Annotated in this window: 9 protein-coding genes; 1 reads left to right on the top strand and 8 read right to left on the bottom strand. The window is 65.2% G+C overall.

What is annotated here, in order from left to right; genetic code table 11:
* Positions 1 to 119 precede the first annotated feature (119 nt).
* Positions 120 to 965, top strand: coding sequence for a 3-mercaptopyruvate sulfurtransferase (gene sseA, locus TAN611_RS06890; RefSeq protein ID WP_203067429.1), 846 nt, complete (start codon positions 120 to 122; stop codon positions 963 to 965).
* Positions 966 to 1,012: 47 nt separating this feature from the next.
* Here sseA and urtE read toward each other — a convergent pair whose 3' ends face one another.
* From urtE to atzF, 8 genes are all read right to left on the bottom strand, one after another.
* Entirely contained in the window at positions 1,013 to 1,711 is a 699-nt protein-coding gene (urtE, locus tag TAN611_RS06885) for an urea ABC transporter ATP-binding subunit UrtE (protein ID WP_105230286.1), read from the bottom strand.
* A gap of 22 nt (positions 1,712 to 1,733) precedes the next feature.
* The gene (urtD, locus tag TAN611_RS06880) at positions 1,734 to 2,540 is read right to left on the bottom strand and encodes an urea ABC transporter ATP-binding protein UrtD (protein ID WP_105230285.1); all 807 of its coding nucleotides are present in this window, start codon (positions 2,538 to 2,540) and stop codon (positions 1,734 to 1,736) included.
* Positions 2,537 to 3,613 carry an urea ABC transporter permease subunit UrtC gene (urtC, locus tag TAN611_RS06875; RefSeq protein WP_105230284.1) on the bottom strand — a complete coding sequence of 359 codons (1,077 nt, stop codon included), beginning with the start codon at positions 3,611 to 3,613 and terminating at the stop codon, positions 2,537 to 2,539. Before urtC ends, urtD begins: the two co-directional genes overlap by 4 nt.
* Positions 3,613 to 5,193: an urea ABC transporter permease subunit UrtB gene (gene urtB / locus TAN611_RS06870; protein WP_111737513.1), complete on the bottom strand. Its 1,581-nt coding sequence runs from the start codon at positions 5,191 to 5,193 to the stop codon at positions 3,613 to 3,615. The genes urtC and urtB overlap by 1 nt, the downstream gene beginning before the upstream one ends.
* Positions 5,194 to 5,289: 96 nt before the next feature.
* A complete protein-coding gene (gene urtA, locus TAN611_RS06865; RefSeq protein ID WP_203067428.1) occupies positions 5,290 to 6,558 on the bottom strand; it encodes an urea ABC transporter substrate-binding protein in 1,269 nt (422 codons plus the stop codon).
* A gap of 23 nt (positions 6,559 to 6,581) precedes the next feature.
* Positions 6,582 to 7,289 (bottom strand): GntR family transcriptional regulator, encoded by a 708-nt coding sequence (locus TAN611_RS06860; RefSeq protein WP_197952207.1) that lies wholly within the window; start codon positions 7,287 to 7,289, stop codon positions 6,582 to 6,584.
* A 10-nt stretch (positions 7,290 to 7,299) separates the two neighbouring features.
* A complete protein-coding gene (uca, locus tag TAN611_RS06855) occupies positions 7,300 to 10,920 on the bottom strand; it encodes an urea carboxylase (RefSeq protein WP_203067427.1) in 3,621 nt (1,206 codons plus the stop codon).
* Between the two features lie 2 nt (positions 10,921 to 10,922).
* Positions 10,923 to 12,755 carry an allophanate hydrolase gene (gene atzF / locus TAN611_RS06850; protein WP_203067426.1) on the bottom strand — a complete coding sequence of 611 codons (1,833 nt, stop codon included), beginning with the start codon at positions 12,753 to 12,755 and terminating at the stop codon, positions 10,923 to 10,925.
* Between the last annotated feature and the right edge of the window lie 226 nt (positions 12,756 to 12,981).

The following is a 12,981-nucleotide window of genomic DNA, read 5'->3' as shown; positions in this document are numbered from 1 at the left end:
TGTTTGTGAATGTCCATTAATTGGGGTGACAAGGGTAGCCTGGACGAGCGCGCCATAATGCAAGCGGGGCAATTTAGGGTATAGTAAAAATCGGTTTTCATGACGGACGAACAATCACAATGAACTCTCCTTTTCTGGTTACCCCACAATGGCTTGAACAACATCTCCACGATGCCGATCTGGTGCTGGTCGACGTGCGCATGTCGCCGCCGGGCCTGACGCCGAAAAAAGATATGCGCGCCGAATTTGAGCGCGGGCATCTGCCGGGCGCGGTCTATTTCGATATCGACGACGTCGCCGACAAAAGCAGCACGCTGCCGCATATGCTGCCGGACGCCGAGGCCTTCAGCCGCGCGGCAGGCGAGCTGGGCATCAGCGAAAACAGCACGCTGGTGTTCTATGATGAAGGCAACCAGTTTTCCGCCCCGCGCGGCTGGTGGACCTTCCGCAACTTCGGCGCCAAACGGGTTTACGTGCTGGACGAGGGGATGAGCGGCTGGACGGCGCGTGGCAATGCGCTGGAAAGCGGCCCCGTTGCCCGGCAGACCACGGTGTTTAACGCCAGCTTCAACCCGGCGGCGGTGGTCGCCATGGCGCAGGTGGAGCAGGCGCTCGGCAGCGACAGCCAGATCCTCGACGCGCGCGCCGCCGCGCGTTTTTACGGCGACGCGCCGGAACCGCGCCCGGGCCTGCACCGCGGCCATATTCCCGGCAGCATCAATATTCCCTACGGCGACCTGCTGGACAACGGCCGCTTTAAATCGCTGGCGGCGCTGCGGGAAACCTTCAGCGCCAAAGGCGTCGATATTAACGGCCCGATCATCGTCAGCTGCGGCTCCGGCGTTACCGCGGCGGTACTGGCGTTCGGCCTGCTGTCGCTGGACGCGCCGCAGGTCAGGCTGTATGACGGCGCCTGGAGCGAATGGGGCCTGCTGGACGGCAAGCAGCCGATAGCCACCAGGTAACCCCGCCGCGCCCGCCGCCGGACGTTTCCATCGCGGCGGCGGGTCGTTTAAATCGCCACCAGCGCCCTGGCGCCCTCCTGCTCCATATCGGCGCCCGCGCCGCGCTGCACAATGCTGCCGCGCGCCATCACCAGATAGCTGTCTGCCAGTTCGGCGGCAAAATCATAAAACTGCTCCACCAGCAGGATCGCCATCTCCCCCTGCGCCGCCAGCTGTTTGATGACCGCGCCGATCTCTTTAATCACCGACGGCTGAATGCCTTCGGTGGGCTCATCCAGGATCAGCAGGCTCGGCCGGCAGGCCAGCGCCCGGCCGATCGCCAGCTGTTGCTGCTGGCCGCCGGACAGATCGCCGCCGCGCCGGTGCTTCATCTGCGCCAGTACCGGAAACAGCTGATAAATGCTGTCCGGCACGCGTTTCGCCTCTGCGGCGGCAAAGCGCGACAGCCCCATCAGCAGGTTCTCCTCCACCGTCAGCCGTGGGAAAATCTCGCGCCCCTGCGGCACATAGGCGATGCCGGCCTGCACCCGCTGATGGGTTTTGCGCCCATTGATGCGCTGTCCCTGCCAGCAGATGTCGCCGCTTTTCGCCGGCAGCAGTCCCATCAGGCATTTCAGCAGGGTGGTTTTACCCACGCCGTTTCGCCCCAGCAGGCAGGTCACTTCGCCAATCCGCGCCTCAAAAGAGACGCCGCGCAGAATATGGCTGCCGCCGTAATATTGGTTCAGCTCGTTCACTTGCAGCATCACGCTTTCCTCTTTATTCGCTTCAGCGGCCCAGATAGACCTCAATCACCCGTTCGTCAGCCTGCACCTGCGCCAGCGAACCCTCCGCCAGCACCTGCCCCTGATGCAGCACCGTCACGCGATCGGCGATGGCTTCGACAAATCCCATATCGTGCTCCACCACCATCAGCGAATGGCTGCCCGCCAGGGATTTGAACAGTTCGGCGGTGTATTCGGTTTCCGCATCAGTCATGCCGGCCGCCGGCTCATCCAGCAGCAGCAGATGCGGCTCCTGCACCAGCAGCATGCCGATTTCCAAAAACTGCTTCTGGCCGTGCGACAGCAGTCCGGCCGGCCGGTGACGCTGGCTGGTCAGCCGCAGCGTCTGCAGCATCTGCTCGATGCGGTCGCGCTGCTCGCCGCTCAGTCTGGCGCGCAGGCAGGCCCACACCGACTTAGGGTTCTTCTGCGCGATCTCCAGGTTCTCAAACACCGTCAGCGCTTCAAACACCGTCGGTTTTTGAAACTTACGGCCAATGCCGGCCTGCGCGATCCGGATCGGATCCATCGCCGTCAGATCGCGCGTCTGATCGTAAAACACCCGCCCGTTGTCCGGCCGCGTTTTGCCGGTGATCACATCCATCAGCGTGGTTTTGCCCGCGCCGTTCGGCCCGATCACGCAGCGCAGTTCGCCGACGCCGATCTGCAGCGACAGATCGCGCAGCGCATGGAAGCCGTCGAAGCTGACGTTGATGCTCTCCAGCTGCAGCACCGGGTCGGTCTGCCCGCGGCGCTTATCGGCCGGCAGCGGATGGGTAAACAGCTCATCGGTCATTTGCATGGCGTTCATGATGATTTCCTCCGGCGCAGCAGGCCAATCACGCCCTGCGGCAGAAACAGCGTCACCACGATAAACATCAGCCCGAGGAACAGCTGCCAGTATTCCGGCATCGCCACGGTGAACCAGCTCTTGGCGCCGTTGACGATGCCCGCGCCGAGCAGCGGCCCGACCAACGTGCCGCGTCCGCCCAGCGCCACCCAGATGGCGGCCTCGATCGAGTTGGTGGGCGACATCTCGCCGGGATTGATAATGCCCACCTGCGGCACATACAGCGCACCGGCCAGCCCGCACAGCACCGCCGACAGCGTCCAGACAAACAGCTTGAAGCCGCGCGGCTGATAGCCGCAGAACGTCAGGCGGTTCTCCGCGTCGCGCACCGCCGTCAGCACGCGGCCGAATTTACTGCGCGCCAGCGCAAACCCCAATCCCAGGCTGACAATCAGCAGCAGCACCGTCGCCAGAAACAGTGCCACGCGGGTGCCGGTCGCCGTAATCGGCGCCCCCAGCAGCGTGGTGAAGCCGGTAAAGCCGTTATTACCGCCAAAGCCGGTTTCGTTACGGAAAAACAGCAGCATGCCGGCGTAGGTCAGCGCCTGCGTCATGATGGAGAAGTACACCCCTTTGATTTTTGAGCGGAAGGCGAAGTAGCCGAACACCAGCGCCAGCACGCCCGGCGCCAGCACGATCAGGCACAATGCCCAGGCAAAATATTGCGTGCCGCTCCAGAACCACGGCAGTTCGCTCCACGACAGAAACGACATAAACGCCGGCAGGCCGTCGCCGGCCGCTTGACGCATCAGGTACATGCCCATCGCATAGCCGCCGAGGGCAAAGAACAGGCCGTGGCCGAGCGACAGCAGCCCGGCGTAGCCCCACACCAGATCCAGCGCCACTGCCACCACGGCGTAACACAGAATTTTTCCCGTCAGCGTCAGGGTGTAGGTGGAGATCGCCAGCGGATGCGTGGCCGGCAACAGCGCCAGAAACGGCATGATTAACAGCGCCAGCACCAGCAGCGTGCCGAGGGTCAGCGCCGTACGCGGCGCTTTCTGCACGCCGCTGAGGGTTAATGGTTGGCTCATCAGTCAATCACCCTGCCCTTCAGGGCGAACAGCCCTTGAGGACGTTTCTGAATAAACAGGATAATCAGCGCCAGAATCAGGATTTTACCCAGCACGGCGCCAATCTGCGGTTCAAGAATTTTATTGACGATGCCGAGGCCGAACGCCGCCGCCACCGTACCGGCCAGCTGTCCGACGCCGCCCAGCACCACCACCAGAAACGAGTCGATGATATAGCCCTGCCCCAGTTCCGGCCCGACGTTGCCCAGCTGCGACAGCGCCACGCCGCCCAGCCCGGCGATGCCGGATCCTAAACCAAACGCCAGCATATCCACCCGCCCGGTCGGCACGCCGCAGCTGGCGGCCATCGCACGGTTTTGCGTCACCGCACGCACGTTCATCCCCAGACGGGTTTTGTTCAGCAGCAGCCAGGTGAGCAGCAGCACCAGCGCCACAAAGACGATCACCGCGATGCGGTTCCACGGCAGCACCAGATTCGGCAGCAGTTGGATACCGCCCGACAGCCAGGCCGGGTTGGCGACCTCGACGTTCTGCGCGCCGAACAGCAGCCGCACCAGCTGGATCAGCACCAGGCTGATGCCCCAGGTCGCCAGCAGCGTTTCCAACGGCCGGCCGTAGAGGTGGCGGATCACCGTGCGCTCAAGCAGCATGCCGATACCGGCGGTCACGGCGAACGCCGCCGGCAGCGCCGCCAGCGGATAGAACGCCAGCCACTGCGGCGCCAGCTGCTGGAACGCCCCCTGCACCAGATAGGCCGCGTAGGCGCCGAGCATCAGCATCTCGCCGTGGGCCATATTGATTACCCCGAGCAGGCCGTAGGTGATCGCCAGCCCGAGCGCCGCCAGCAGCAGGATCGACCCCAGCGACAGGCCGGTAAACGCCTGGCCGAGCAGATCGCCGATCATCAGCCGCTGTTTGACGCTGGCCAGGCTCTGCTGTGCGGCGGCGCGCACCGCGGCGTCCGGCTCACCGTCCGCTTCGCTCAGCGCCTGCAGCCGCGCCTGGGTCTGCGGATCGCCCGATTCGCCCAGCAGCTGCACCGCCTGCAGACGCACCTGCGGATCGGCATCGCTCAGCTGCAGATTGGCCAGCGCGATGCGCAGCGCCTCGCGCACCGCCTCATCCTGCTCCTGCGTCAACCGTTGCCGCAGCAGCGGCCGCTGGGCGCGCTGTGCGTCACGCTGCAGCGTCTGCGCCGCCTGCAGCCGCGCCGCCTTATCGCCGCTCACCAGCTGCTGCGCCGCCAGCGCGTTGGCGGTCAGAATGCGCAGCCGGTTATTCAGCCGCACTTTTTTCGGCGTTCCCTGCGGCGCGGCGTCCCCTTCCAGCGGCGTCCAGGCGCCGTTCTGGCGGGTAAATACGCGCCCGGCGGCGTCCACCGCCAGGTTCTCCTGTTTCAGCGCCCGCAACAGCGGCAGGCGTGCGGCATCGGGCGCGCTCGCCCAGCCCTGCAGTAATTTGGCCTGCTGGCTGCGGCCGGCGGCGGCGAAATCGCCGGCCGATCCTGCCTGCGCCCACAGCGGCAGGCAGCACAGCAGCCAGAGTAGTGGCCGCAGTCGGGATAAAAATAAAGATTGCATCGGGCTGCCCCTCTGTCGGGGCCGGAACGTCCGGCCCCTGTCGTTTGTTGGTGCGTCAGCGGGCGCGACAAGCCGCACGCCGGCGACGCGGCACGCTTAATTGCCCCTTTTCACCGGCCGGTCAGACTTTTTATCATTACCGGCGATATACGGGCTCCACGGCTGCGCGCGCAGCGGCTGCTCGCTCTGCCACACCACGTTGAACTGACCGTTGTCTTCAATTTCGCCAATCATCACCGGCTTGTGCAGGTGGTGGTTGACGGCGTCCATCGTCAGCGTCACGCCCGACGGCGCGGCAAAGCTCTGGCCGGCCATCGCGGCGCGCACCTTATCGACGTCGGTGGTGCCGGCTTTTTCCACCGCCTGCGCCCACATATGGATGCCGACATAGGTCGCTTCCATCGGATCGTTGGTGACCGCATTGGCGCTGTTCGGCAGGTTGTGCGCCTTGGCATAGGCGCGCCACTCGGCGACAAACTTCTGGTTGGTCGGATTATCCAGCGACTGGAAGTAGTTCCACGCCGCCAGATTGCCGACCAGCGGCTTGGTATCGATGCCGCGCAGCTCCTCCTCCCCGACCGAGAAGGCGATCACCGGCACGTCGGTGGCCTTGATGCCCTGATTGGCCAGCTCTTTATAGAAAGGCACGTTGGAGTCGCCGTTGATGGTGGAGATCACCGCCGTATTGCCGCCGGCGGCGAATTTCTTGATGTTGGCGACGATGGTCTGATAATCGCTGTAGCCGAACGGCGTATAGACCTCGGCGATATCCTTATCCTGTACGCCTTTCGTATGTAAAAAGGCGCGCAGGATCTTGTTGGTGGTGCGCGGGTAAACGTAGTCGGTGCCCAGCAGGAAGAAGCGCTTGGCGCCGCCGCCGTCTTCACTCATCAGGTATTCCACCGCCGGAATGGCCTGCTGATTCGGCGCCGCGCCGGTATAGAACACGTTCGGCGACATCTCCTCCCCTTCATACTGCACCGGATAGAACAGCAGGCCGTTCAGTTCCTCGAACACCGGCAGCACCGATTTGCGCGATACCGAGGTCCAACAGCCAAACACCACCGCCGCCTTATCCTGAGTCAGCAGCTGGCGCGCCTTCTCGGCGAACAGCGGCCAGTTGGAGGCCGGGTCGACCACCACCGGCTCCAGCTTTTTCCCCAGCACCCCGCCCTTGGCGTTGATGTCGTCAATGGTCATCAGCGCCACGTCCTTCAGCGGCGTTTCCGAAATGGCCATGGTGCCGGACAGCGAGTGCAGAATGCCGACCTTGATGGTGTCGGCGGCCTGTGCGCTCCACGCCAGCCCGATGCCGAGCAGGCTGACGGACAGGGCGCAGGCTTTGATAAAATGACGATGTGGCATAATTCGACTCCTGGTGAAAGTGATCAAGACGCTGGCCCCTGCTGTAAACGCGCCTGATGCAGGCGGTGCAGGGTTATTTTTCGGACTTCGGCCTTACTGACGGCAATGTGATCGCTAAGCAGCGTTTGCGCCTCCTCGGTGTGACGTTGCGAAATGGCCCGCAGAATCGCGGCGTGTTCCTGATAGGTCGCATCGACCCGTTGATCCTGGGTAAAGTCCAGCCGGCGGATGATGCGGATTTTTTCGGTGACGTCGCGGTGAATACGCGCCATCTCGCCGTTGCCGGCGGCGGCCACCAGCGCCATATGAAACTGTTCGTCGTGCCGCGAGACGCTTTTGCCGTCCTCCAGGCGCGGCGCGTCGATCCAAAAACGCGTCAGCTCCGCCAGCGCCGGCGGCGTCTCACCCGTCGGGCGGGCGCACAGACGCTTCAGCGCCTCCCGCTCCAGTACGATGCGCAGGTCGTACAGCTGTTCGAAATAGTCAAAATCAAACGGCCGCACCTGCCAGCCGCTGCGGAAATGCACGTCGACGTAGCCTTCCCGCTCCAGCCGGAACAGCGCCTGACGCACCGGCGTGCGGCTGGCCGCCATCCGCCCGGCAATCTCGCTCTCGCTGAAGCGGTCGCCCGGCAGCAGGCGAAAATCGAAAATGTCATCCTTCAACTGCTGGTAGATGCGCTCCGCCAGCCCCTCCGGCCGCGCCTTATGGCGGTTATTGGTCAGTTGCATCATGGTCTCCTCATCCGGCACGTTCCAGCCACAGCAGGGCGTCGCCCGGCCCGACCGGCCGCCCCGGCTGACAGCCGATGCGCTTGATCACCCCGGCGCGCGGCGCGGTGACCGCCAGCTCCATTTTCATCGCCTCCACCACGATCAGCGGCTGGCCGGCGGCCACCGTCTGGCCCGGCTCGACCAACACCTTCCAGACGTTGCCGTTCAGGTCGGCGCTGACCAGATCGCCGTCCACCTCTTCTTCATCCGCCGCCGGCAGAAGCTGCGCTTCCGGCTCGCTTTCCTGTGTCTGCCAGCGCGCCACCTCGCCGGTGAACGCCTGTTGCTGCCGCTGGCGGAACGCGTCGATCTCGCCGGCGTTATCCGCCAGGAAGCGGCGGTACTCGGCAAAGTCGAACTCGCTGTGCTCTATGCGGATCGTCATGCGGCCGGCGCGGAACGCTTCGCGCTGCGCCTCCAGCTCCGGCTCGCTGACCGGGTAGAAACGCACCTGATCGAAAAAGCGCAGCAGCCACGGTTCGCCGGCGCTGAACTGCGGATTGGTCAGGAACTTGTTCCAGATCGGCAGCGTACGTCCGACCAGCTGATAGCCCCCCGGCGAATCCATGCCGTAGATGCACATATACATGCCGCCGATGCCGACGGTGCCTTCGGCGGTGTGGGTGCGCGCCGGGTTGTATTTCGAACTCAGCAGGCGATGGCGCGGGTCCAGCGGCACCGCGCAGGGCGCGCCGAGATACACATCGCCCAGGCCGAGAATCAGGTAGCTGGCGTCAAACAGGATGTCGCGCACCTGTTCACGGCGGCTCAGCCCGTTGATGCGCTGAATAAAATCGACGTTATTCGGCAGCCATGGCGCCTCGGCGCGCACGGTTTGCCGGTAGCGCTCCACCGCGTCCAGCGTCGCGCTGTCCTCAAAGGCCATCGGCAGATGGACGATGCGCGTCGGCACCTTCAGATTGCTGACGTCTTCCAGCGAGCGCTCGCGCGTCAGCAGCCGCGACAGTAGCTCCTGCTGAGCGATGATGCGGCTGTCATAACGAATCTGCAGCGAACGCACGCCGGGCGCCAGCTCCTCAACGCCGGCTATCGGCTGCGCCTGCAGCGACTGCATCAGCAGATGGATACGCAGACGCGACGCCAGATCCAGCACGTTGTCGCCGTACTCCATCAGCAGGTAGCCGTCCCCCGCCTGGCGATAGGTCACCGCCGGCAGGCCGTTATCCGCCTCAAGGCGTGCCAGCACAGCGGCCGACACCGTCCCCGTCGGCGCCAGCGACGGCGGCGGCAACGAGATGGCTTTTACCGCCGCCAGCGCCTCAATGCTGCCGAGCTGCGCCTGTTCCAGCGACTGCGCCTGCTTGAAGCTGATGGGGTGAAAGCGGATGCGGTCGCCCGGCTTCACCTGCCCCACTTTCCACAACTCCGCGCGGGCGATGGTCACCGGACAGACAAAGCCGCCGAGGCTCGGCCCGTCGCGGGTCAGGATCACCGGAAAATCGCCGGTAAAGTTGATCGCGCCGATGGCGTATTCACAGTCGTGCACGTTGGACGGGTGCAGGCCGGCCTCGCCGCCGTCCTGCCGCGCCCACGCCGGCTTCGGCCCGGACAGGCGCACGCCCAGCCGGTTGGAGTTGTAATGCACCTGCCATTCGCTGGCGAAGAAGGCGTCGATGGATTCCTCGGTGAAGAAGTCCGGCGCGCCGTGCGGGCCGTACAGCACGCCGATATGCCAGACCTCGCCGTACTGCGGGATCAGGCTGGCGTCCAGCGCCTGCGGCGCGGCGATCGGCGCCGGCGTGGTGCTGGCGGGCAGCTGAGGCCGGGCAACGGACAGCATATCGGCCACCCGCAGCGTACGGCCGGCGTGGCCGCCGAACTGGCCAAGCGCGAAGGTGGAGCGGCTGCCCAGATAGAGCGGCACGTCAATGCCGTTGCGCACCGCCAGGTAAGTGCGGCAGCCGCGGCTGGCGCGGCCGAGCGTCAGTACCTGCCCGGCGCGCACCGCCACCGGCCGCCAGTACTCCAGCGCTACGTCGTCCAGCGTCGCCGGGCAGTCGGCGCCGGTCAGCGCAATGGTGGCGTCGCAATGGAAGCGCAGCGTCGGCCCCTGCAGGGTAAACTCCAGCCCGGCGGCGCTCGGATGGTTGCCGACGATGCGGTTCGCCAGACGGAAAGCGAAATCATCCATCGGCCCGGATGGCGGCACGCCGATATCCCAGTAGCCAAGGCGGCCGGGGTAGTCCTGCACGCTGCTGTAAGTGCCGGGCTGCAGCACCTCGATGCAGTGAGGCTGATAGACGAATTCGTCCAGCAGGCCGGTCCAAACCTCGCCGGCGCGGAAAGCGTCGGTCGCCACCACCTGGCGCAGATAGTCCAGGTTGGTGGCGATGCCGTGCAGCCGCGTGGCATCCAGCGCCTGCTGCATCTTCGCCAGCGCCGCGGCCCGATCCTCGCCGTAGACGATCAGTTTGGCGATCAGCGGGTCATAAAACGCGGAAACTTCACTGCCGCTGCTGACCCAGCCGTCGACGCGCGTCTCCGGCGGAAACGCCACCTCGGTCAGTACGCCGGGGCTGGGCTGGAAGTTCTTCAGCGGATCTTCCGCATAAATGCGCGCCTCGATCGCCGCCCCGCGCGGTGCGCGCAGCAGCGCCGTCCAGTCCGGCTCATCGCCCGCCGCCACCTGCAGCATGCACTCAATCAGATCCAGGCCGGTCACCATCTCCGTCACCGGATGCTCCACCTGCAGGCGGGTGTTCACCTCCAGGAAATAGAACTCATCGCGCCCGGCGTCATAGATAAACTCCACCGTCCCGGCGCTGCGATAGCTGACCGATTCCCCCAGCGCCACCGCCGCCTGATGCAGCGCCTGACGGGTCGCCGCCGGCAGATGCGGCGCGGGCGTCTCCTCCACCACCTTCTGGTTGCGGCGCTGCAGCGAGCAGTCGCGCTCGCCCAGCGCCGCCACCCGTCCCTGGCCGTCGCCGAAAATCTGTACCTCGACGTGGCGCGCCCGGTCGACAAAGCGCTCAAGAAACGCGCCGGCATCGCGGAAAAACTGTTCGCCCATGCGTTTGACGCCGTCATAGGCCTCGCGCAGCGCCGCTTCGTTATCGCAGCGCGTCAGGCCGATGCCGCCGCCGCCGGCGGTGCTTTTCAGCATTACCGGATAGCCGATGCGCGCCGCCGCGCTGACCGCCTCTTCCACATTCGCCAGCAGGCCGGTGCCCGGCGTCATCGGCACCCCGGCCGCCGCCGCCAGTTCACGCGCCCGGTGCTTAAGGCCGAACTCGCGGATTTGCTGCGCCGTCGGGCCGATAAACGCCACGCCGGCCGCGGCGCAGGCATCGGCAAATTCGGCGCTTTCCGACAGGAAGCCGTAGCCGGGGTAGATCGCCTGCGCGCCGGTCTGCGCCGCCGCCGCCAGAATTTTGTCAATGCGCAGATAGCTGTCGGCGGCCTTGTCGCCCCCCAGCGCCACGGCGTGATCCGCTGCGCTCACGTGCGGCGCATTGCGGTCGGCATCGGAGTAAACCGCCACGCTGGTCACGCCCAGACGTTTCAAGGTGCGGATCGCACGGCAGGCGATTTCGCCGCGGTTGGCAATCAATACGGTGGTAAACATGCTCAAGCCTCCTTCTCTGCGCCGGCGCGATATGCGCGCCAGCCGCCAAATGCGGTAATATCCGTCGCCCCTGCCAGCGCCCATGGCTCGCAGATAAAGCCTTTCACCCGTCGCCCGTCCGCCAGCAGCAGCGTGCCGATGCCCAGCGGCGGCGGCACTTCGGCAACAAACTCGCCAAAGCGCGCCAGCGGGATGTCCCACAGCTCCACCTCAATTGCCGCGCCGTCCTCCGTTTTCACCAGACCCGGCTTCGGCGGCTGCGTATCGGCCAGCGCATACAGCCGGTAACACGGCGCGGTGGTGGTCTGCTCCGCCAGCACCGCCTGCCGCTGCGTCAGCTGCGCGTTGAGCGGCATACCGCGAAGGTGCGCGCCCACCACGGCGACGCGCACATGCTGCGCCGCAGGCGCCAGCGGCGGCTGTGCCGGCAGCGCACGCCCGGTAGCGCCGAGCGACAGCCCCAGTTGCTGCTGCCAGCGCTGGCCGAATGCCGCCAGCGCGCGATCGTGCCAGGCCGGCGCGATCAGCGTGATGCCGGCGGGCAGGCCATCGGCGCGCAGCGCCCCCGGCAGCGCCAGCGCGCTGAGATCGGCCAGATTGGTGAAGTTGGTGTAGGTGCCGAACTGCGAATTGAACAACACCGGCTCCTGCGCCATTTCCGCCAGCGTGCGGATCGTCGGTGAGGTCGGCACCACCAGCGCGTCGAACTGCGCCAGCAGCCGGTTGATCTCACGCGCCAGCTCGGCGCGCAGGTATTCGGCACGATAGGCATCGCAGGCGCTGTAATCCAGGCCGTTGCCGACAATATCGCGCACCACCGGGTCCATCGCCTCGGGGTCATCGCTGAGCATGCCCGCCACCGCCACGGTGCGCTCGGCCACCCACGGCCCTTCGTACAGCTGCTGCGCCAATTGACGGAACGGGGTGAAATCGATCGTTTCCAACTGCGCGCCGCCCTCCCGCAGCTGCGTCAGCGCCGCCTGAAACGCCTGCTCTGCCTGCGGGTCGCCGCAGAACGACGGCGCATCCGGCACGGCAAAGCGCGGCGCGGCCGGCAGATCCGCCGGCGCCGTCTGTGGATTCACGCGGGAATAGGCGTCGTCGGCATCATAGCCGCCGGCCAGTTCAGCGACGCAGGCAGCGTCGGCCACCGTCAGCGCAAAGATGGAGACGCAGTCATTAAGGCGACAGGCCGGCACCACGCCGCGGTTCGACAGCCAGCCTTTGGTTGGTTTTAAACCGACGATATGATTAAACCCGGCCGGTACGCGGCCGGAGCCGGCGGTGTCAGTGCCGAGCGCAAACGGCGTCAGCCCGCGCGCCACCACCGACGCCGAGCCGGAACTGGAGCCGCCGCTGACATACTGCGGATTGAAGCTGTTCACCACCGCGCCATACGGCGAACGGGTGCCGACCAGACCGGTGGCGAACTGATCGAGGTTGGTTTTGCCGATAACGACAGCGCCGGCGGCGCGCAGCCTGGCGACGACGGCGGCATCCTCATCGGCCTGATAGGTAAATGCCGGGCAGGCCGCCGACGTTGGCCAGCCGCCGACATCAATGTTGTCTTTAACCGCAAACGGCACGCCGAACAGCGGCAGGCGGCTGAGGTCCCCGGCTACCGCCGCCAGGCGCTGCGCCAGTTGCTGATACTGCGCCTCACACTGCCGCGCGTCGGGCAGGTAAATCCAGGCGTTGTCGTTACGGTCAAGGCTGGCGACAAGTTGAGAAAGCGTGGCGGCGACGCAGGCGATACGCTCCGCCGCTGGCTGAGTCTGGTAGTAGCGCTGCCACTCGCTGAGGGTAAATCCGTGTTGCTTAACAGGCTGGGTCATCGGCTGAATTCCATCTAGTACACAAGATTGAATCCAGCAGAGCAACGCCCGTGCCAGTTTTTTATTTATTTGATTTTAAATGATTAATTAAAAACAATGCGCGGCGAGTGCAAAAAACGCGCACCAACGGCGCGCAGGTGCTGAACAAAAAAGGTGCAGAAAAACGCTGATAAGGAGAGAGGAATCGCTGACGGATATAGGGCAGTTAACCGCGCCATCGTGCCTG

The organism is Serratia sp. Tan611 (genome assembly GCF_905188235.1).
In the GTDB taxonomy this organism is placed as follows: Bacteria; Pseudomonadota; Gammaproteobacteria; order Enterobacterales; family Enterobacteriaceae; genus Serratia_B; species Serratia_B rhizosphaerae.
The sequence above is the reverse complement of the archived record's forward strand: the minus strand, read 5'-3'. Positions and strand labels throughout refer to the sequence as shown.